The sequence below is a fragment of the Cytobacillus sp. FSL R5-0377 genome (assembly GCF_038004385.1).
Lineage (GTDB): Bacteria > Bacillota > Bacilli > Bacillales > Cytobacillaceae > Cytobacillus.
In genome coordinates this window covers 130,059-150,430 of record NZ_JBBORA010000001.1, presented here as the reverse complement: position 1 = coordinate 150,430, position 20,372 = coordinate 130,059, and the positions used below count along the sequence as shown (strand labels likewise).

26 protein-coding genes and 2 riboswitches are annotated in these 20,372 nt (G+C 42.3%); of the genes, 9 read left to right on the top strand and 17 right to left on the bottom strand.

The window, feature by feature from the left end; genetic code table 11:
* Positions 1-256 precede the first annotated feature (256 nt).
* The 7 genes from NSQ49_RS00760 to queC all read right to left on the bottom strand — a co-directional run bounded on the left by NSQ49_RS00760 (position 257) and on the right by queC (position 6,042).
* Positions 257-1,330: an ABC transporter substrate-binding protein gene (locus NSQ49_RS00760; RefSeq protein ID WP_251283021.1), complete on the bottom strand. Its 1,074-nt coding sequence runs from the start codon at positions 1,328-1,330 to the stop codon at positions 257-259.
* Positions 1,327-2,130 (bottom strand): ABC transporter permease, encoded by an 804-nt coding sequence (locus NSQ49_RS00755; RefSeq protein WP_251283020.1) that lies wholly within the window; start codon positions 2,128-2,130, stop codon positions 1,327-1,329. The genes NSQ49_RS00760 and NSQ49_RS00755 overlap by 4 nt, the downstream gene beginning before the upstream one ends.
* Positions 2,130-2,933, bottom strand: a complete 804-nt coding sequence (locus tag NSQ49_RS00750; RefSeq protein ID WP_251283019.1) for an ABC transporter permease — start codon at positions 2,931-2,933, stop codon at positions 2,130-2,132. The genes NSQ49_RS00755 and NSQ49_RS00750 overlap by 1 nt, the downstream gene beginning before the upstream one ends.
* Positions 2,923-4,029, bottom strand: coding sequence for an ABC transporter ATP-binding protein (locus NSQ49_RS00745; RefSeq protein WP_159868201.1), 1,107 nt, complete (start codon positions 4,027-4,029; stop codon positions 2,923-2,925). Before NSQ49_RS00745 ends, NSQ49_RS00750 begins: the two co-directional genes overlap by 11 nt.
* Positions 4,030-4,178: 149 nt before the next feature.
* Positions 4,179-4,910 (bottom strand): 7-carboxy-7-deazaguanine synthase QueE, encoded by a 732-nt coding sequence (gene queE / locus NSQ49_RS00740; protein ID WP_159868198.1) that lies wholly within the window; start codon positions 4,908-4,910, stop codon positions 4,179-4,181.
* Positions 4,903-5,379 (bottom strand): 6-carboxytetrahydropterin synthase QueD, encoded by a 477-nt coding sequence (gene queD / locus NSQ49_RS00735; RefSeq protein WP_159868195.1) that lies wholly within the window; start codon positions 5,377-5,379, stop codon positions 4,903-4,905. The genes queE and queD overlap by 8 nt, the downstream gene beginning before the upstream one ends.
* A gap of 3 nt (positions 5,380-5,382) precedes the next feature.
* Positions 5,383-6,042 (bottom strand): 7-cyano-7-deazaguanine synthase QueC, encoded by a 660-nt coding sequence (gene queC, locus NSQ49_RS00730; RefSeq protein WP_159868192.1) that lies wholly within the window; start codon positions 6,040-6,042, stop codon positions 5,383-5,385.
* A 52-nt stretch (positions 6,043-6,094) separates the two neighbouring features.
* Positions 6,095-6,137: riboswitch (PreQ1 riboswitch) on the bottom strand.
* Positions 6,138-6,287: 150 nt separating this feature from the next.
* Here queC and NSQ49_RS00725 point away from each other — a divergent pair.
* Entirely contained in the window at positions 6,288-6,416 is a 129-nt protein-coding gene (locus NSQ49_RS00725) for a hypothetical protein (protein WP_268891676.1), read from the top strand.
* 50 nt (positions 6,417-6,466) lie between these two features.
* Here NSQ49_RS00725 and NSQ49_RS00720 read toward each other — a convergent pair whose 3' ends face one another.
* Entirely contained in the window at positions 6,467-7,189 is a 723-nt protein-coding gene (locus NSQ49_RS00720; protein ID WP_251283018.1) for a hypothetical protein, read from the bottom strand.
* Between the two features lie 336 nt (positions 7,190-7,525).
* On the opposite strand from NSQ49_RS00720, the gene pxpB reads away from it, so the two are divergent.
* From pxpB to NSQ49_RS00695, 5 genes are all read left to right on the top strand, one after another.
* On the top strand, positions 7,526-8,236 hold the full coding sequence (pxpB, locus tag NSQ49_RS00715) for a 5-oxoprolinase subunit PxpB (RefSeq protein ID WP_159871867.1): 711 nt from the start codon (positions 7,526-7,528) through the stop codon (positions 8,234-8,236).
* On the top strand, positions 8,233-9,243 hold the full coding sequence (locus NSQ49_RS00710) for a 5-oxoprolinase subunit C family protein (protein ID WP_159871864.1): 1,011 nt from the start codon (positions 8,233-8,235) through the stop codon (positions 9,241-9,243). Before pxpB ends, NSQ49_RS00710 begins: the two co-directional genes overlap by 4 nt.
* Before the next feature lies 1 nt (position 9,244).
* On the top strand, positions 9,245-10,015 hold the full coding sequence (locus NSQ49_RS00705) for a LamB/YcsF family protein (RefSeq protein ID WP_159871861.1): 771 nt from the start codon (positions 9,245-9,247) through the stop codon (positions 10,013-10,015).
* A 330-nt stretch (positions 10,016-10,345) separates the two neighbouring features.
* Positions 10,346-11,536, top strand: coding sequence for an NRAMP family divalent metal transporter (locus NSQ49_RS00700; RefSeq protein WP_159871858.1), 1,191 nt, complete (start codon positions 10,346-10,348; stop codon positions 11,534-11,536).
* Positions 11,537-11,556: 20 nt separating this feature from the next.
* Positions 11,557-12,348, top strand: coding sequence for a putative hydro-lyase (locus tag NSQ49_RS00695; RefSeq protein ID WP_251283016.1), 792 nt, complete (start codon positions 11,557-11,559; stop codon positions 12,346-12,348).
* 25 nt (positions 12,349-12,373) lie between these two features.
* Here NSQ49_RS00695 and NSQ49_RS00690 read toward each other — a convergent pair whose 3' ends face one another.
* Positions 12,374-13,516 (bottom strand): metallophosphoesterase, encoded by a 1,143-nt coding sequence (locus tag NSQ49_RS00690; RefSeq protein WP_251283015.1) that lies wholly within the window; start codon positions 13,514-13,516, stop codon positions 12,374-12,376.
* A gap of 172 nt (positions 13,517-13,688) precedes the next feature.
* Here NSQ49_RS00690 and NSQ49_RS00685 point away from each other — a divergent pair, with 172 nt between their 5' ends.
* Complete coding sequence (locus NSQ49_RS00685; RefSeq protein WP_251283014.1) at positions 13,689-14,024, top strand: hypothetical protein; 336 nt, start codon at positions 13,689-13,691, stop codon at positions 14,022-14,024.
* Here the strand turns inward: NSQ49_RS00685 and NSQ49_RS00680 are convergent.
* On the bottom strand, positions 14,012-14,857 hold the full coding sequence (locus NSQ49_RS00680; protein ID WP_159871849.1) for an SDR family oxidoreductase: 846 nt from the start codon (positions 14,855-14,857) through the stop codon (positions 14,012-14,014). The genes NSQ49_RS00685 and NSQ49_RS00680 overlap by 13 nt on opposite strands.
* Positions 14,858-14,963: 106 nt before the next feature.
* Between NSQ49_RS00680 and NSQ49_RS00675 the strand changes: the two genes are divergently transcribed.
* A complete protein-coding gene (locus tag NSQ49_RS00675; RefSeq protein WP_236566351.1) occupies positions 14,964-15,272 on the top strand; it encodes a hypothetical protein in 309 nt (102 codons plus the stop codon).
* A gap of 41 nt (positions 15,273-15,313) precedes the next feature.
* Positions 15,314-16,327, top strand: coding sequence for an AI-2E family transporter (locus NSQ49_RS00670; RefSeq protein WP_159871843.1), 1,014 nt, complete (start codon positions 15,314-15,316; stop codon positions 16,325-16,327).
* Between the two features lie 32 nt (positions 16,328-16,359).
* On the opposite strand, the gene NSQ49_RS00665 is transcribed toward NSQ49_RS00670, so the two are convergent.
* From NSQ49_RS00665 to NSQ49_RS00635, 7 genes are all read right to left on the bottom strand, one after another.
* Entirely contained in the window at positions 16,360-16,770 is a 411-nt protein-coding gene (locus NSQ49_RS00665) for an HIT family protein (protein WP_251283013.1), read from the bottom strand.
* Positions 16,771-16,772: 2 nt separating this feature from the next.
* Complete coding sequence (locus NSQ49_RS00660; RefSeq protein ID WP_251283012.1) at positions 16,773-17,615, bottom strand: hypothetical protein; 843 nt, start codon at positions 17,613-17,615, stop codon at positions 16,773-16,775.
* 576 nt (positions 17,616-18,191) lie between these two features.
* Positions 18,192-18,359: a hypothetical protein gene (locus NSQ49_RS00655; RefSeq protein WP_251283011.1), complete on the bottom strand. Its 168-nt coding sequence runs from the start codon at positions 18,357-18,359 to the stop codon at positions 18,192-18,194.
* A 34-nt stretch (positions 18,360-18,393) separates the two neighbouring features.
* A complete protein-coding gene (locus NSQ49_RS00650) occupies positions 18,394-18,708 on the bottom strand; it encodes a DMT family transporter (protein WP_251283010.1) in 315 nt (104 codons plus the stop codon).
* Positions 18,705-19,043 (bottom strand): DMT family transporter, encoded by a 339-nt coding sequence (locus NSQ49_RS00645; RefSeq protein ID WP_159866633.1) that lies wholly within the window; start codon positions 19,041-19,043, stop codon positions 18,705-18,707. The genes NSQ49_RS00650 and NSQ49_RS00645 overlap by 4 nt, the downstream gene beginning before the upstream one ends.
* Before the next feature lie 70 nt (positions 19,044-19,113).
* Positions 19,114-19,213, bottom strand: a riboswitch (guanidine-I (ykkC/yxkD leader).
* 51 nt (positions 19,214-19,264) lie between these two features.
* Positions 19,265-19,522: a hypothetical protein gene (locus NSQ49_RS00640; RefSeq protein ID WP_159866630.1), complete on the bottom strand. Its 258-nt coding sequence runs from the start codon at positions 19,520-19,522 to the stop codon at positions 19,265-19,267.
* Positions 19,523-19,606: 84 nt separating this feature from the next.
* On the bottom strand, positions 19,607-20,362 hold the full coding sequence (locus NSQ49_RS00635; protein WP_159866627.1) for an exodeoxyribonuclease III: 756 nt from the start codon (positions 20,360-20,362) through the stop codon (positions 19,607-19,609).
* Positions 20,363-20,372: the final 10 nt, after the last annotated feature.

Below are 20,372 nucleotides of genomic sequence, written 5' to 3'. Positions count from 1 at the left end.
CTTCTAACATCGCTTCGTTGCGGGACTAACCAGACCGGAATGTGGGCGGCCTCCTGTATAGGTGACAGGCACCTATACCACTACTAGACCACTTTCACACACACCATTTAAGCTGCAAGCCGCATAGGTATTGCAGCTTTTAATTTATGGCTCATCGTCCATACTGTATCCTAAATTTACTCCAATGAAAAAAATGCCAGGAGCATATCCTGGCAGTCTAACGGTCAGTAAACCCCCGATGACCCGAGGTTTCACTTTATTTTTTATGCATTTTAAACTCAAGGAAAAGCTCATTATAATAAGCGAGCATTCTTTTTCCCAGGTTTTCATAAACCTCCAGACGGGCTGTCATTTCTTCATCAGGATAAAAACGTTCATCAGAAATGGTTTCTTTATCCATATATTTCAGCGCCTCTTTATTTGGCGTTGAATATCCAACATATTCTGTATTTTGTGCCGCATTTTCCGGGTCAAGGATGAAATTCATGAACTTATGTGCGGCTTCCGGGTTTCTCGCAGTCTTAGGGATGACCATATTATCAAACCACAGATTGGAGCCTTCTTCCGGAACAACATATTCGAGATTATCCTTCTCCCACATGAGCTCCTGTGCTGTACCGGACCAGACTACGCCAATTCCGGCTTCATCATTTTCCATCAGCATTCTGATTTCATCTCCAACAATGGCTTTAATGTTAGGTGTAAGACGATCGAGCTTTTCTTTCGCCTCGACTAAATGGTCTTTATTTTTGTCATTAAGAGAATAATGCAGACTATTTAGCCCCATGCCCATTACCTCTCGTGCCCCATCAATCAGCAGAATCTGGTTTTCTAATTCAGGGTCCCATAAATCATTCCAGCTCGTGATTTTTATATCACCTAATATATCGGTGTTATAAAGAATGCCGACTGTGCCCCAGAAATAGGGAATCGAATACTCATTCTTAGGATCAAAAGGCAGGTCCATGAAACGGGGATCAATATATTTCAGGTTTGGAATTTTCGTATGATCCACCGGCAATAGCAGATCTTCTTCCTTCATTTTTTCAATAGCATATTCTGAAGGAACAGCAATGTCATAAGCTGTGCCGCCCTGTTCAATTTTCGTCATCATCGCTTCATTGGAATCGAAGGTTTCATAGATGACTTTAATGCCTGTTTCCTGTTCGAACTTATCCACCAGGTCTGCATCAATGTAATCGCCCCAATTAAAAATGGTCAGCGTATTGCCGCTTGTATAGCCCTGGGAGGAATTCAGACTGGAAACGAAGTACAGCAATGCGATTGAAACGATTAATACGGCCGCTAGTGCCTGAATAAGCTTTTTCATTGCCTTACCCCCATTCCATTCGGCTTCTCATTTCGCTTTGTAATAAAGTAATAGCCTGTAACCAGGATGATGGTAAATAGGAATAGCAAGGCGGATAAAGCGTTGATATTCAGTGAAACTCCCCTTCTTGCCAGAGAATAAATCTCAACAGACAAAGTGGTAAAGCCATTGCCTGTAACAAAGAAAGTGACGGCAAAATCATCGAGAGAATAGGTCAGGGCCATAAAAAAGCCGGCGAATATCCCTGGAGTGATATAAGGGAGAATGACCTTTGTCAGTACATCCAATCTGCTGGCCCCAAGATCCATGGCTGCATATATCATGGATGTGCTCATCTCTTCAATTTTAGGCAAAACCATCAGGACAACGATCGGAACACTAAAGGCGATGTGTGCCAGTAAAACAGAGATAAAGCCAAGCTTAAGTCCGATCATCGTAAAAAGAATTAAAAACGACGCACCGATAATAACATCCGGACTGACAATCAGCACATTATTTAATGAGAGCAGCGTGTTTTTCACTCTGCGTTTTCGTGCATAAGCAATGGCAAGTGCCCCAGCGACTCCAACAATCGTTGATATGGCTGCTGATAAAAGGGCAATAATAACCGTGTTCAAAACAATGATGAGCAATCGTGTATCACTAAACAGCTCCCGGTACCAATCCAAAGTAAATCCTTCGAACTGATACATAGTCCCTCCGCTGTTAAAAGAATAAAAGATCAAATAAAAGATCGGGGCGTATAGAATGACAAAGATAAGAGCCAAATAAAACGCCGGCCATTTCCTGTTCTTTTTCATTATAGGATCCCCCGCTTTCTTCTGCCTGTCAGCACCATAATCAGTACCATGGCGATAATCAGGAAGACGGCAATGGTAGAGCCCATTCCCCAGTCCTGTGTTACAAGGAAATGCTGCTCAATCGCAGTTCCAAGTGTAATGACACGGTTCCCTGCAATCAGTCTTGTCAGCATGAATAATGATAATGCCGGGATAAAGACAATCTGGCATCCTGCTTTCACGCCATCCAGTGTCAAAGGAAAAATAACACGCTTGAATGTTACCCAGGAAGAACCGCCCAAATCATTGGAAGCATCCAAAAGCGTTGGATTCAGCTCATCTAAGGAATTAAATATCGGCAATATCATAAAAGGAAGAAAGATATAGACCGACACAAAGATAAAACTGAAATCAGTAAACAGAATCTGTCTGCCGCCGATTCCCATCACTTCCAGAAAGCTGTTCGCAGCGCCATATGTACCGAAAATGCCAAGGAAAGCATAAGCCTTCAAAAGCAGATTAATCCAGGATGGCAGGATGATCAATAATAGCCACAGCTGCTTATGCTTCGTTTTCGTAAGCAAATACGCTGTCGGATATGCGATCAGCAATGAAAATAACGTAATTAAAAAGGCATACCAAAAGGAGCTTAGAGACATTTTTAAATAAACAGGCGTAAAGAACTTCCGATAATTCTCCATTGTGAAGTGCCCTTCAATATCAAAGAACGAATAATACAGGACAAGCAGCAAAGGCGTGACAACAAATAGCACAATCCAAAGAACATAAGGAATTAAATAAAAATTGCGGGAATTAGTTCTCATGGCTTCCCTCTTCATAGGCTTCCAGGCGCTTATCAAATTCTTCTTCGGTCTCCCCGTGCCTCATGACATGAATTGCTTCAGGGTCGAAGTGGAGGCCAATATCATCCCCGACAGTCGCCTTTTTAGTTGAATGGACGAGCCACTCATTGCCGTCGCTATCATAGCAGCTGATCTCATAATGGACACCCCTAAATAGCTGGGAGTCAACTTTAACCTTCAGCTTCCCATCATCAGGGGCTGTAATAGCGAGATCTTCCGGGCGGATCACAATCTCAACCTCTTCATTCGGCTCAAAGCCTCCGTCAACACATTCAAATAACTTCCCGGCAAACCGAACTTCATAATCCTTGATCATCGTACCTGCAACAATATTGGATTCCCCGATAAAATCAGCTACAAAGCGGTTAATCGGTTCATCATAAATATCAGTAGGCGTTCCACTCTGCTCAATCCTTCCGCTGTTAATCACGAAAATTTCGTCTGACATGGCCAATGCTTCTTCCTGATCATGTGTGACAAAAATAAACGTAATGCCAAGATTTCGCTGCAGCTCCCTTAGCTCATACTGCATTTCGGTGCGCAGCTTCAGGTCAAGTGCGGATAATGGTTCATCCAGGAGAATGACCTCAGGCTCATTGACAATGGCTCTCGCGATGGCAACACGCTGGCGCTGCCCGCCTGACATATCTTTAATTTCCCGGTTTTCGTATCCTTCAAGGTTTACAAACCTTAGCGCTTCTTTTACTTTCCTTTCGATCTCCGTTTTCTTTAATTTTTTTATTTTTAGGCCAAATGCAATGTTTTCAAATACATTCAAATGAGGAAACAGGGCATAATCCTGAAAAACAGTATTTACTTGCCGTTTGTTTGCGGGAACATGATTAATGACTTTTCCACTAAAATAGATATCCCCTTCAGAAGGTTCAGTAAAGCCGGCAATCAGCCGCAATATCGTCGTTTTTCCGCAGCCCGATGGACCTAAAAGGGTATAAAACTTTCCGCGCTCAATTTCAAAGCTGACATTTTTTAATACAGGCGGGTCATTATCATATTTTTTTGTCACCGATTTAAATCGGATAATGGTGTTATCTGTCATCTAACTCTCCCTATCTATAGAAATTTACAGGAAATATGTGAAATATGTATTGTCAAGTTCAAACGTATAATATCATAGATTTCCAATAATCTGTTACAAAATTCAAAAACAAAAATAACCCCGCACCTTGAATGCGGGATTTTCGGATGCTATACTCCCCGCTTATTCCCCCATACATAGGTATGCAGCTGCGGAAGCACTTTAACATCTTTCAGCTCATTGTCCTGAATCGTTTTTTCGATAAGCCAATCATATTTATCAAGCAGTCTTTGCAGTAAATTCCGGTCGTCTGCTGTTACGGTGTCATCATTTCCCACCTGCAGATAAAACGGAACTCCTGGATAGCGCTGATAAACATTTTTGGCATATTCATAATCCTCATCATTAAAAACAACAATCTTAAGTGAAAACTGCTGTTCTTCCCTTCTGCTGCCCTGCAGTTTGTTCACGATCAGATCGAGCACATCGAAGTCCGTATTCATGCCTGAACTTGGCGGCTTTGGGGAGAGTGTGAGTTCATCAATATCATAAAACCAATCCTGCCAGCGGCTTCCCTGTGTTTCCAGGCAGAGCTTAATTTGTTCAGCTTTAAGAAGAGAAATGAACTTACCCAAATTTTTAAGAAGAGCGGGATTGCCGCCTGAAATGGTTACGAATGAAAACCCGTCTCCTCCCAGTTCTTTAAGCTCTTTCCAAATTTCATCCGGGTCCATTTGACGGATGCTGTCTTTCGCACTTCCATCCCAGGTAAAAGAGGAATCACACCAGCTGCAGGAATAATCACAGCCTGCAGTGCGGACAAACATAGTCTTTTGGCCGATGACCATGCCTTCACCCTGAATGGTCGGACCAAATATTTCCAGTACTGGTATCTTACTCAACCTCCATCCACTCCCTTCTGGCTTCCGCATAGCTTGTAGGAGTTTCAAAAAGGCGCACAAATTCTACTCTGGCCCCGTCATATTGCTCTTTTCTGTTTTGCAGGCTTTCCGCCATTTTTTCATAAATCCACACAACCATATTCTCGGCTGTCGTATTCATAGGTGGCAGCGTTTCATTCAGGTACTTGTGATCGAGAAAAATCTCAATCTCTTTTTTCCAGATTTCTTTTATATCCCCGAAATCGATCATTAACCCTCTGTTATCCACAAACCCGCTTAAGCCGAAAATCACCTTATAGGTGTGTCCATGCAGGTTTTTGCACTTACCTTCATAGCAATGCAGATGATGGGCTGAATCAAACGTGAATTCCTTGCTGACCATTACACGCTTGTGATGGTATTTCAACTGATCCGGTTTAATGTCTTCATTAATCTTCTGGAGTTTATCAACAATCCTAAATCCATACATGGCTTAAAGCCCCCCCTTTTCGCTGAGGTATTCTTCAAGGCCCTTTTGTCTTAAATGGCAGGCAGGACACTCACCGCAGCCATCGGCAGGAATGCCGTTATAGCATGTCAGTGTGCTGTTGCGCACATAATCAAGAGCATCCAAGTCATCTGCCAATTTCCATGTCTCCGCTTTATTGAGCCACATTAAAGGTGTATGAATCACAAACTGCCCATCCATCGAGAGATTCAGTGTGACATTCAGTGATTTGATAAAAATATCTCTGCAATCAGGGTAGCCGCTGAAATCTGTCTCACACACCCCGGTAACAATATGCTTGGCATCGATCTGACTGGCAAGCACACCGGCAAAGGACATGAATAAAAGGTTTCTTCCAGGCACAAATGTCGATGGAAGCCCGCCTTCCTCTCCATCCTTTACTTCTATGTCATCACGGGTCAGAGCGTTTGGTGCAAGCTGATTCAATAAGGACATATCAAGGATATGATGCCTGATTCCCAAATCTTCTGCTATTTGGCGGGCACAATCAATTTCAAGCTTGTGCCGCTGATTATAATTAAAAGTAACTGCTTCCACCTCGGCAAAACGTTCTTTTGCCCAGAATAAGCAGGTAGTACTATCTTGTCCGCCGCTGAATACAACGAGTGCTTTATCATTTTTCATATTAAAATTCTCCTTTAAATAGAAAAACAGGACCACTAAGAAAGCAGACCTGTTTTCCTTAGTTTTTTAAAGAGGGTAGCTAGAACCTCTACCGTTTACACGGATTTTCTATTGAACTATCAGTTTATATTATCATCTTTTTCAAGGTTTTAGAAGGTATTACTTGTGTTCAAACAAAAAGTTTTATTATTCAAAATCGTGGAAAAGTAATAATGCATCGCCATTTCATAAGGAGGGATTGAAGCATGATCAGATTTACATCGTCATCACGCTATTCCTTTGGCATTGCGAAAAAAGGGACATTTGCAAGAAGGACTTCAGGGATCCATATTCAGGACAGGTCCACTCTTATGCGTTTGGGATTGCTGCAATAATCGGAACCTGTAAAAAAAGGTGCAGCTATTGCCTGCACCTTTTTTTCGTATTAATTTTCTGAATCGGCCTCCAGCAGGTCCCAGGCTGTAATAAAGCCTTTTGGTTTTTCAGTCGGCTTTCCAGTATCAGTAACAATGATTCCCTCAAGCTTTTCATTTTTATTTCTGGATTCCTCAAACATATCCTCTAAATCAAATATTGAAGTATTCGTGCCGGCAAATGCGATTTGATGCTTGGATTTTTTGTTGAAGAGCTCTTTGATTTTCACTTTTTTCAGCTGGATCGTCTCTTCAGTAAAATGCTCTGCCATCCATTTGACAATATCTGCTGAGGTTAGCAGCCAGGAATATTCCTCTTCCCTTGAGTAGATGGGAAACTGCGAATGAGAGAATTTATTGATTATGGCCAGTACATCTGAAAGCTTTCCATCTTCATAAAAATAAAATACAGGTGTCGCAGCTATGGAAATCGCCGTTTTGGGCTTTTCAAAATGGCCGGCAATCCGTTCGATTTTTTCCACCGTTTCCAGGTGAGGTTCCGCAATATAATAATCCAGATCAATTTTTTCATGGACAATAGCATTCCTCAGCTTGGCAAACTGATGTAAATCATCCTCATATAATCGAATCAGCGAATGGTTTTTCTGTATTTCTATCAGTTTATAAAATTTATCTGTTCTGGCTTGTTTAGCAGATTGTTTCAAGGCTTTGTGAATTCGGTTAAAGGCAGCCTCAAATCTTTCAGATAAGTTCATTTCCGGTTCTGCTCCCATGGTGATCTCTCCCTAATTCATAATATCCTTCTTTATTCCCATATTAGCGGACGATATAAACTTTGAAGAATCTGGGTCAATTTCCGGCAGAATAATTTGCACACATAGAATTTTCAGTCTATTATATGATATTATATTCTTTAGCTGAAGAAGTTGCATAAATATATAAATCTACTAATAATCCTTTTCCTTCTAACCTTATTAAACCTAGACTTTCCTTATTTTAGGAAGAAATAAAGTGTGTATTTTGTCTCTTTGGAAATGGATATTTATTATTACTGAATAATTTTTTTGAATCTTCAGCTCACTATATTTGAAGCGAAAGCCGGTGAAAATATGGAATACACTGTACATCCTTTAGGAGATAATGCAGTTCTTATTGAACTTGGGAATGAAATCAGTGAGGATGCACATCAAAAAGTGCAGACACTGACATCCTTTCTCGAGAAACATCCTCCAGATTGGATGATAGAATACATCCCCGCTTATACCACAGTCACCATTTTTTACAATCCATATGAGATATATCAGCTTTCCGGCGGCCAGCTTCCATTTGATTTCATATGTTCTCTCATAAAACCGCTAATGGAAGAACTGGGAGAAAAAAAGCCAATGGAAGCAAGGATTGTCGAAATCCCGGTTTGCTATGAAGGAGAATTCGGGCCGGATCTTGACTATGTTGCCGAACATAACGGCCTTACCCCTGATGAAGTAATAAACATTCACTCTTCAGGCAGTTACCTGGTCTATATGATTGGCTTTGCGCCAGGCTTCCCTTTTATCGGCGGGATGTCAGAGCAAATTGCCGCACCCCGACGGGATACCCCCCGTTTGAAAATACCTGAGCGAACAGTGGGAATTGCCGGGATGCAGACTGGGATCTACCCCATTGAGACGCCAGGAGGCTGGCAGCTGATCGGGCGTACTCCTGTAAAACTGTTTCGTCCAATGGATGAATCCCCCACCCTTTTAAAAGCTGGAGATAAAATTAAATTCAGGCCAATCAGTCTGGAAGAATACCATCATTGGGAGGAGACGGAGCAATGATTAAAGTGCTAAAGCCTGGACTCCTTTCAAGCATTCAGGATCTTGGGAGAACCGGCTATCAGAAGTTTGGCATCATAGCCAGCGGGGCCATGGATCCTTTTTCACATCGAATGGCCAATCTGCTGGCCGGCAACGAAGAAAATGAGCCTACAATGGAAATAACGATGATGGGTCCTGTCCTGGCATTTGAGGAAGATACATTAATTTCAATCTGCGGCGGAGACCTTTCCCCTTCGATCAATGGCCAGCCTATTCGGACATGGCGGTCCGTTTTTGTGAAAAAAGGCAGTGAACTTAAATTCGGGGGCTGCAAAAAAGGATGCAGAGCCTATTTGGCTGCAGCCGGCGGCTTTGCCGTACCAGAAATAATGAACAGTAAATCTACTTATCTGCGTGCGGGTCTTGGCGGATTTAAAGGAAGAGCATTAAAGTCTGGAGATGTGCTGGAAACAGGCAAACCTTCTCTTCTGTCTTTGAAAATGACGGGATACTTGTCAAAACAGCTCCTTGATAAAAATTTCGTTGAAAACGATTGGGGCATTTCCTCAAAACTCATTCCGGAATATGTGGGGAATCCGGAAATCAGAATCACCAGAGGACGGCAATTTGAATTATTTTCCCATGAAAGCAGGATCCAGCTGTTTAATGATGTTTTTGAAGTGACGGCACAATCGGACAGGATGGGATATAGATTGAAGGGTCTTTCACTTGCACTGTCAGAGCATGCTGAACAAATATCTGAGGCTGTCAATTTTGGGTCCATTCAGGTTCCTCCAGACGGAAATCCGATTGTCCTGCTGGCTGACAGGCAAACAACCGGCGGCTACCCGAAAATTGGGCAGGTTGCTGCGGTTGACCTCCCCCTTCTCGCGCAGGCGAAACCCGGAGATGCTTTGCAATTTACAGAAATAACAAGTGAACAGGCTCAGCAGCTGCTAATTAAGAGAGAAATAGAATTGAAGGAATTAAAACAAGGAATATTATTAAAAATCAGAGGAGGAAATTAACATGCACATTGTAGACATTAACTGTGATATGGGAGAAAGCTTTGGTTCTTACAGGATGGGTCGCGATGAGGAAATCCTGGACCACATTACCTCAGCCAATATTGCCTGCGGCTTCCATGCTGGCGACCCGGCGACAATGCGAAAAACAGTCAGGATGGCGCTTGAGAAAAATGTCGGCCTGGGTGTCCATCCCGGACTTCAGGATTTACACGGGTTCGGCCGCAGGGATATGAATATTACCCCTCAGGAAGCCTATGACCTGGTGGTCTACCAAATTGGCGCTTTATATGCATTTGTTAAATCAGAAGGCGGCAGGCTTCAGCATGTAAAACCGCATGGAGCATTGTTCAACATGGCCTCAAAAAGCGCGCCGTTATCGGAAGCAATCGCAGAAGCAGTATACAAAGTGGATCCGGAACTCATTCTATTCGGTCTCTCTGGTGGCGAATTGGTTAAAGCCGGCAGGAAAATCGGCCTCCGTTCTGCCAATGAAGTATTTTCAGACCGAACTTACCAGGAGGACGGAACGCTGACTTCCAGACGGGAAAGCAATGCCCTTATTACCGATCACAGCGCTGCTGCTCAACAGGTAATCCGCATGGTTAAAGAAGGAAAAGTTCACTGTGTACAGGGCACCGATGTTTCTATCGAGGCCAATACGATCTGTATCCACGGTGACGGGGAAAGCGCTCTGGAGTTTGCCCAATATATTCCGAAGGCACTTAGTGAAGCGGGAATCCAGGTGGCGAAAATTAGTGAGTTTTTGAAATGAAATTAGTTTTATGAAGAATTGGTGACTTGCCGAGCGTGAATGGACTTTATTTGGTTAGTTAGATAGCTTGAACGGCACATAAGGGAGCGGATTGATGCCGTTTGTGGCGGTATGGTCAGCCCGAACGGCCTTAATCGAGCCGAAAAGTGCCGTTTGTGGCGGTATGGTCAGCGCGAATGGCTTTAATCGAGCCGAATAGTACCGTTCATGGCGGAATTGCATCAAGCAGACTATTACCATTCATAACCTACCCGCCAGCATAAATAGCACCCATCAGGCCTTATTGCACTATAAACTAAGTAGACAAATTGAAATATTGGGGGAAAACGAATGAAAAAGCAATCTAATGCCAGTCTATTGCTTGGCGCCGCCTTCTTAATGGCTACGTCAGCCATTGGCCCGGGCTTCCTGACTCAGACGACTGTATTTACAGAAACCCTGCTTGCGAGCTTCGGGTTTGTCATTTTAATTTCTATTATTATTGATATTGGTGCACAGATGAATATCTGGCGAATCATCGCTGTATCTGAAAAACGCGCACAGGATATTGCCAATGATGTACTTCCAGGTCTGGGGTATTTTCTTGCTGCCCTCATTGTCATGGGCGGACTGGCTTTTAATATCGGAAATATTGCCGGTGCCGGGTTAGGTACCAATGTTATTTTCGGCATTTCGCCTGAATTAGGCGCCCTTTTAAGCGGAATTCTGGCAATTGGCATTTTTCTTGTAAAAGAAGCTGGCAGATTAATGGACCGTTTCACACAGATTTTAGGATTTGTCATGATCGGGTTAACTCTTTATGTCATGTTTACAGCACAGCCTCCTGTTGGTGAAGCTGTAGTCAAAACGTTTGTTCCGGATAAAATTGATATCCTTGCCATCATCACACTTGTCGGGGGTACAGTCGGCGGTTATATTACTTTTGCCGGCGGCCACCGCTTAATTGATGCGGGTGTTAAAGGGAAAGCGGCCCTTCCGGAAGTCACAAAGAGCTCTGTAAGTGCAATCGGGATCGCTTCTATCATGCGAATCTTCCTCTTCCTTGCCGCGCTGGGCGTTATTTCACAAGGGCTGGCACTCGATCCATCCAACCCTCCTGCTTCTGTCTTCCAGCTTGCTGCGGGCAATATTGGGTATAAGATATTTGGGGTCGTTATGTGGGCAGCTGCCATAACTTCAGTTGTCGGTGCAGCTTATACTTCAGTCTCATTCATTCGGACATTGAGCACTAACGTCGAGAAATATCATAAATGGGTGATTGTCGGTTTTATCGCCATTTCTACTTTTGTCTTTGTCTTAATTGGAAAACCGGTCAAAATTCTGGTTTTAGTTGGTTCGTTAAACGGTCTTATCCTGCCAATTGCTTTAGGGGTTATGCTGATTGCGGCTCATAAAACCAAAATTGTCGGCGATTATAAACATCCGCTCTGGATGACGATTTTCGGAGTCATAATTGTTATTGCCATGGCTTACATGGGTGGTTACTCGTTAATTAATGGAATCCCTGAGCTGTTTAAATAAGTATGAAAGGAGATATTTATATGAACTCCCCTTCTCAATTTAATCCTGATGAGGCACGGCAATTGATCCGAAGCAAGGCATGGGATAAGCCGACAGCTGGTATGGCAAACGGCTTCATCCAGGCTAACCTTGCCATACTGCCAAAGGAATTGGCTTTTGAGTTTCTCCTTTTCAGTCAAAGGAATCCGAAATCCTGCCCGATTATTGATGTGACAGAACCTGGTTCTCCTGTTCCTCTGCTCTCTGCACCTAATGCTGATATCAGAACTGATCTCCCAAAGTACAGGGTATATAAAAACGGAGTGTTAACTGAAGAGCAAACAGACATCAATTCTTATTGGAATGATGATATGGTGGCATTTCTGATTGGATGCAGCTTTACATTTGAAGAAGCATTGCTGAAAAATAACATCCCTATCCGCCATATTGAGGAAAATCGGAATGTTCCGATGTTCAAAACCAATATTCAGTGTGTTAAGGCTGGCCGGTTTGAAGGGCCAATGGTTGTCAGTATGCGGCCGATGACAGAGAAGGAAGCTATTCGGGCAGTACAGGTGACTAGCCGCTTCCCTTCTGTCCATGGGGCTCCTGTCCATATTGGAAACCCCGAAGCAATCGGAATTAGTAACATACATAAGCCGGATTTTGGCGATGCCGTGACGATTAAAGATGGAGAGGTGCCGGTCTTTTGGGCCTGCGGCGTAACTCCCCAGGCAGTTGCCATGCATGTGAAGCCGGAGATTATGATTACACATGCACCGGGACATATGTTTATTACTGATTTAAAAAATGACGAGTTCTCGATTTTATAGGAAAAAGGCGTCCATTGGGCGCCTTTTATTTTTTGTGTTTTAAAAAATCCAGTGCTTCCTGATGATCTTTTTTCATAATCTGCTCTATCAACGGATCAGCCGGGATGACTTCCTTCTTTTTGTTTTTGATTGTCCTGAATACAGGCCTTATAGAGGAAAGACTGCTTTTTACTTTCCATTCTCCTTCCTCAGAGACTAATTTTAAATCGATGAGACCGAGATGATTGCCCCAGTAGCCAGCTTGAACAGCAGCTGTTCCATTTATTGTTCCGGTCTTCAAATCGATTCCCGGCACCTCCTGCAGCTCTTCTTTAACAGGAAAAACAGAGTGGCTGTGTCCGAATAAAATGGCATCTATTCCTTTAACTTTACTGAGTGCCTGAACTGAATTGCCTTTTTTCTCCTTCAGCCCTTTATCGGATTGCAGGCCGGTGTGTGCAAGGGCAACAATGATATCCGCACCTTTGCTTTTCATAATGGGGATAAAGTGCTCGGCTGTTTCTTTAATATTTTTTACTTTTAGGTTCCCGCGAAAATACTCCCTATTCCACTCAGCAACAATCGGTGTAATAAAGCCAATAACTCCGACATTCAATTTGTGCTTTTCTCCGGATGTATCTGTTACTTCCTTCTCTATGATGGTGTAGGGGTTAAAATAATTGAGGTCATCCTCCTCAAGCTGGTTGCTGTCTTCTACATAGATATTGGCATTCACATAAGGAAAGTTAGCTCCTCTCAGGCTTTCTTCCATAAAATCGATTCCGTAATTAAATTCATGATTTCCCACTGTTGCAGCATCATAAAGAAGTGTATTCATAGCCTTAAAAACAGGATGGACATTCGCCAGGTCCAGTGGATGGCTTCTATAGGCATATTCATCAAGCCCATTGCCTTCCAGAATGTCCCCGTTATCGAATAAAAGGGAGTTAGGAGACTCATTTCTTGCCTGTTTGATCAGGCTGGCTGTTCTGGAAAGCCCAAATTCTACTGTTTTCCTGCGGTCTTCGTAATCATAACCAATCATGTTTCCATGGAGATCAGTGGTTTCCATCAGGCGCAGATGGATGGTTGGCGGTCCGGATACTTCAGCTTCCGTCTGGTTCCAGACAAGCAGCAGGGCTATGAATGATATCAGTGAGATAGTATATTTTTTCATTCCCTTTTTCATTCCAACTCCCCCAGACGATCAAAGATTAGTTTTCTTATTTTCTCTAGATGCAAGAAAATTAATCAGAGATTGGGGACTTAAGAAAAAAGAAGAAAAAAAGGAAAATTTTGAAACATTTTTTCCTATATCACGTATAAAATGAAATACGAATCGAGGGGGTTCTTCTATGCTCATGCACAGGAAGTTTTGGATTTGGGCCATATTATTTTTTATTTTAGAAACCATTTTAGCAGCCGCCGTGTCATTTTTACTTAATTTTCCTCTGCTTGATACCCTAGCCTACAGCAGTTTTCTCCTATTTGCATTGAGCTTATTTTCATTTTCTCATGGCGATGCCTGGACAAATAATGTAATTGCCAAATCAAAAATAAACATGGCGACACATATGAATACAGAAGAAAGAGCAAATTTCTTCATTAATCTTAATCCCTTTTTAGCCGGAACTTTTGCTTTTTTTATCGTTGGGTTAATCATTACTGGTTATTTGTTTAGTACTCAGTCTTTATAAAGTGTTTTCATTATGATTTTCTCCCAATTTTTCCAGCTTAGAAGATGTTTCAGGCGAATTCTTGTTCCGACACCGTTTCCGACGGGGTATCTGAGTCTGGGTTCTCTTTCCCTAATAATGTCCACTGCTTTTTTTGCAACGATTATCGGATCTTCATATGATGGCTCCCCTTGATCAAGGTACCGCTGTATTTTTGTCATATAGGTATAATATGGCGAGTCTTTCTTTAATGATGGCTCCGCTATCTTCTTCCCAGTTGTCCAAATGCCTGTTTTGAAAGATCCCGGCTCAATGAGCACCACATTTACTCCAAACGGCTTGACTTCAAGCCTAAGAGATTCACTCCAGCCTTCTAACGCAAACTTTGAGGCTGCATATGGCGATAAGCCCGGAAAACCTATTCTTCCGCTGATGGAGCTGATGTTAATGATGGTTCCCGCTCCCTGTTCCCGCATGAATGGCAGAACTGCCTGGGTCACAGCAATCGTTCCGAAGACGTTTGTTTCAAATTGCGCTCTATACTCATCCAGTGTAATTTCTTCTGCAAATCCTGCACCTGCGTAGCCTGCATTATTTATTAAAACATCTATAGAAGGCAATTGAAGCAGCTGGCTTTTTAAATTTTCAATAGAAGCTGATGAAGTGACATCTAATTCGTGAATGAAAATCTGCTTAAGCACTCCCTCTTTATCAGCTTTCTCCAATAAGATTTGGCGTTTATCCAAATTCCTCATGGTTGCAAGAACGTGAAAATCATTTTTTGCAAGCTCAATGGCCATTAATATTCCAAACCCGCTGGAACAGCCGGTAATGAGGGCATATTTCCTATTCAAATACTTTCATCCTTTCTCTGGGCTGAATTTTTTGTTTTAAATGTAAATAGATATATAATTAAGTGTAAAAGTATTATAAAATAATAAATATATTGATAATAAGAGGATGAACAAGGTGGCTCAAATATTTATCAGCATTTTTCTGCTATTATCCGGTTTGATTCCGGCAGTGCAGCAAAGCCAGGAGCCGATTAATTTCAATGACCCGGGAAGAGATGCCATTGTCATTGATTCACCAGCCCTAAAAAACCCTGCTTTTTGCAGCACACTGATAACTGCAGTCAAAACAACCGCAAAAACAACTAAATTTAAAGAACGTCGCATGTATTTTCAGAATCTAAAATCGATTGCATTCGAGAGAAGCAATGAATACATGACCCCTTACATGTTTCAGAGTAATTATCTCCGCATTTAATGAAACCTTGAAGAATCTTACTAAAGTGTGGAGGAATGAGATTGGAAACGATTAAATCACTACTTAATAATAATGGCTTTAAACGCTTCGTCATTTTTGGAATTATAGTTCTGGCTCTTTATTTGTCGAGGAGCATGATTAATTTAATCCTGATTACTTTTATTTTTTCTTTCTTGATGGATAGGCTCGTGAAACTGGTCCTATCGAGATTTAAACTGAATAGAAAACTGACAGTTGTAATCCTTTATATAGGCATTATCGGCCTGTTATCCATCGGGATAATTAAGTACCTTCCTTTAATAATATCTGAAATTTCACAGCTGTTTAAGCAGGTTGAGAGCTTTTATACTCAGAAGCATGACAATATTGTCATCACATACATTGTGCAAATGCTCGAAACAAATGAAATTACAAAGTATCTCGAACAGGGCTTTGCTTTCCTGCTTCAATATTTCTCCGATATTAGCCATATTGCGATTCAAGTATTGCTGTCCCTGATCCTTAGTTTGTTCTTCCTGCTTGAAAAGCCTAAATTGACAGAGTTTACTTTAAAGTTCAAACACAGCAAAATGGCTGCATTTTATAATGAGATTTCCTATTTTGGCGGTAAGTTTGTGCAAACATTTGGAAAAGTAATTGAAGCACAGGTGGTCATAGCCACAGTAAATTGCATCTTGACTACACTTGCCCTATGGATCATGGACTTCCCACACCTGATGGGCTTGTCTATACTTATCTTCCTGCTTGGTCTAATCCCGGTGGCAGGCGTGATTATTTCCCTGGTTCCTTTGTGTACAATCGCTTATTCTCTCGGCGGCTTTATCCAGGTGTTTTATATCCTTCTGTTGATAATGGTGATCCATGCGATAGAAGCCTATATTTTAAACCCGAAGCTTATGTCTTCCAAAACGGATTTGCCTGTATTTTATACGTTCATCGTTCTGATTTTCTCAGAGCATTTCTTCGGTGTTTGGGGCCTTATCGTCGGTATTCCGGTATTTGTATTTCTTCTGGATGTCCTTGAGGTCAAGAGCAATCCGCCAAAAATACAATAACTTAAAAAACACACAGTCGCGCTGTGTGTTTTTTATTTGTTCACTACTCCCCTTTTATTATCAGGCTGCTTCAGCCAATGCCTGAGCCCTTTTCCTGCATATGGTTCATCATTATATCTGGGAATGATGTGCAGATGGCTGTGAAGAATAGTTTGATTTGAAGCTTCACCGACATTCCATCCAAGGGTGTATCCATCCGGTGAAAACTTTTTATCCAAATAATGCTTCGCTTTTTGGAGAAGCGCATATGTATCTTTCCACTCTTCTGCAGTTAGGTGAAAGGCATCTGAATGATGAGCCTTTGGCACAATGACCCCACATCCCTCCAAAACGTCCTGCTCTTTATCGTGCTGAAGGAAATAACAGGTGCGATTTTCAAAAATGATATTCTGGTGTGGATCCGTGTGAGGGCTGCAAAAAGGACAAGCTTTCTGATGTGTCATTTTCATGGATTCCTTTCTTGGCAGTTTATGAGTAACTTCTCTAATGCAGCTCTATGGGAAGATTTATCATATCCAGAGTTATTGAGTACGGCCTTTTGGATAGACAGGCTATTGAGGATTTCTTCTTCTGCCTGTCTCCTTGCTTTAAGAACCTTAATAGTGCCTTCTTCCCCGCTCAGATTATTCTTCAATCCATATCCCTGCTGGGTATAATAATGCATAAAACCCTCTGACCAGCTTTTCGGCCGCTCTTTTATTGCTCTATTAAACGAGTAGTCTAAGTCATCCTGATTGATATAAATTAGTAATGGATTAAGCTTTTTCACCGAACTTTCCAGCGCTAAAACATAATCCTGTATCTTTGATTTAGGAGCCCCATACTTAATCATTCCGACCGTAACCGGATTCTGGATAAAACAGCATTCAAAAATATGGACTTTATTGCTGCTTTCAGCATGCCTGGCAAAACTTGCCCACTTTTGAGTGATGAGTTTCATATTTTGGTCCAGCGGAAGCTCATAGATATCATGTTTAAATACTCTGTCATAAAATGAATCCGGCATATTAGACCCAAGCTTCTTATAAGGCAGCAAAAAGCCATCATCTTCTAAAATGCTTTTCTGTAAAATTAGCTCTCTGAAAGTATAAAATTCCTCTAATAAATGCTGCCACTCTTCATTAGTTAAATAAGCGACACTTTCAAAATCTGCCGGGTGGCTTAGATCCCCTTCGAAATATACTTCTGCATCGATCCCTTGTTGCCGAAGCACCTCATAGGCCAGTGCTGCCGTAGTGGATTTGCCTGAACCAGGCAGACCCTCGATTAATATTAATTTTGTATCCATGGATTTACCTTCGCAATATTTAGAATTCAAGATCTATTGTAAGGCATAGAAAGAAAAACAAACAGTTTTATTTGCTGTTTGTCTTTGCGGAAGGAGTATTAAACCAGGGTTTTTTGCGGTCATGGAAGCCGTATGGCACCTGTTTTTGCATGTGTCACAGCCTTTGGGTCTGTATAAAAGCTCTATGGCGCCCGTTTTTGCATGTGTCAAAGCCTTTTGGTCGTCATAAAGGCTCTATGGCGTCCGTTTTTGCATGTGTCACAACCTTTTGGTCGTCATAAAATCTCTATGGCGCCCGATTTTGCATGTGTCACAGCCTTATGGTTATCATAAAATCTCTATGGCGCCCGTTATTGAGAGGAACACAGGATTTTGGTCATCATGAAAGCTCTATGGCGCCTGTTTTAGCATGTGTCACAGCCTTTTGGTAGCATGAAAGCCCATGGCGCCTGTTTTTGCATGTGTCGTAGCCTTTTCGTCGTCATGAAAGCCCTATGGCGTCCGTTTTTGCATGTGTCACAGCCTTATGGTCGTCATTAAGGCTCTATGGCGCCCGATTTTGCATGTGTCACAGCCTTATGGTAGCCATAAAGGCTCTATGGCGCCTGTTTTTGCATGTGTCACAGCCTTTTCGTAGTCATAAAGCCCCATGGCGCCCGTTTTAGCATGTGTCATAGCCTTTTCGTCGTCATAAAGCCTCCATGGCGCCCGTTTTTGAATATGCCCCTGCCTTTTCGTAGTCATGAAAGCCGCATGGCACCATTTCACCAATAATCTTCTAAGAAACAAGTTTAAGCCCAATGGCTGCACTTAATACCATCGCAATAAAAAATATCCGTTTGGCATCCTTCGGTTCTCCGTACAGGATCATGCCAAGAATCGCTCCACCTGCGGCGCCGATTCCGGTCCAAACCGCATACGCTGTGCCCATCGGAAGCTCTTTCATAGCCAGAGACAGGAACAGAAAGCTTGCGCCAAACCCGCCAGCCAGTAGGAGAAATGATTGCCAGTTGCGTTTCTGGTGCCAGCTGTTTATCATCGTGACACCGGTCATTTCAAATAACCCGGCAAGTATCAGGTACACCCAGCTCATGAACTTTCAGCTCCTTTTGATTCGTCCTCGTTTGTCACCAGCTTTAAACCGAGGACTCCTATTAGTAAAACAAGAACTAGAATGATCTTAGAAAATTTCAGCGGTTCGCCGAAGAATATAATTTCAGATAGAACTGTCCCGGCGGTGCCCATGCCAACAAAGACGGCATAAACAGTTCCCACTGGCAGCACCCTTCCCGCCATGATCATCAGATAAAAACTAACGGTTATGCTGATGATGGTCCCTGCCCATGTTAATGGATCATCTGCATGTTTTAAGCCAATGACCCAGAAAACTTCAAAAAATGCAGCAATAAAAACCTTCAGCCACTGCATGAAATCAGCCCCTTCAACAAATAATCTCTCCTGGAAAAAGAAAAAACCCGGAAGATATCTGATAATCAGTATCTCCCAGGCTTTTATCCCTCCGTGGCATAGCAATAATAGCTATGAGTTTTCTCTCGGACCAGCCCAGCTTCTGCTGCGGAACCCTAGAAAACCTTTTATATTAGATTTACAGGCATTATAACAGATTATATGATCATTTTCCATCCAAATCAGTTCAAATGATCTGCAAGGACATATTCTTTTTCCCAATGCCGGCAGTCTGCCAGATCAGCTAAGCCGCTGATTTGACTGATTGGCGGAGGATAAGGGCTACTCCTGATATGCTCTTTTATGCTGTTGAAGGCTGTGTCATAATCGAATTCCAGACAGTGATCAAAATAACGATGAACAATTTCATTTTTGATCCGGAAAGGCGGATACACTCTTTCAATAAGAACAAAAAGCTTCAGCATTTCTGTTTTGTTCATATAACCATTCCTTTAGATAATCTTAATTCAATTATTGCCCGTTTTTCAAAAACAAAACCCCTGCACAACAGCAGAGGTTCCATTCTATATATTAAGTTCAAGTGCGATCGGACAATGGTCGCTGCCCATAATGTCACAATGAATTTGTGAATCTATTATTTTTTCCTGAAGCTTTTCCGACACAATAAAATAATCAATGCGCCAGCCGATATTCCGCTCTCTTACTTTTGCCATATACGACCACCATGTATAGGCTCCCTCGGCTTCCGGGTATTTATAGCGGAAGGCATCCACAAACCCAGAACCAAGCAATCTGGACATTCTATCACGTTCTTCATCGGTAAACCCGGAATTCCCGCGATTTGATTTTGCATTCTTTAGATCCCGTTCAGAATGTGCCACGTTTAGGTCGCCGGTCATGATCACGGGTTTCATCGCATCCAGCTCCAGTAAATGCTCCAGAATCCGCTCTTCCCAGTTAAGCCGGTATGGCAGACGGGCCAGGTCCCGCTGAGAATTCGGCGTATACACATTCACGAGGTAAAACTCTTCATACTCCAGTGTGAGAATTCTGCCTTCTGGTTCTGTATCGTCATTGCCCAATCCATATCGGACTGATATCGGTTCTTTTTTCGTAAATACGGCTGTCCCGGAATACCCTTTTTTCAGTGCATAATTCCAATATTGATGATAGCCTTCCAAGATGAGCTCAATCTGTCCTTCCTGCAATTTGGACTCCTGGATGCAAAAGATGTCTGCATCCACCTCTTTAAAGTAATCGATGAAGCCCTTTTTCACACAGGCTCTAATGCCATTCACATTCCATGATACAAGTTTCATTGCTTATAAA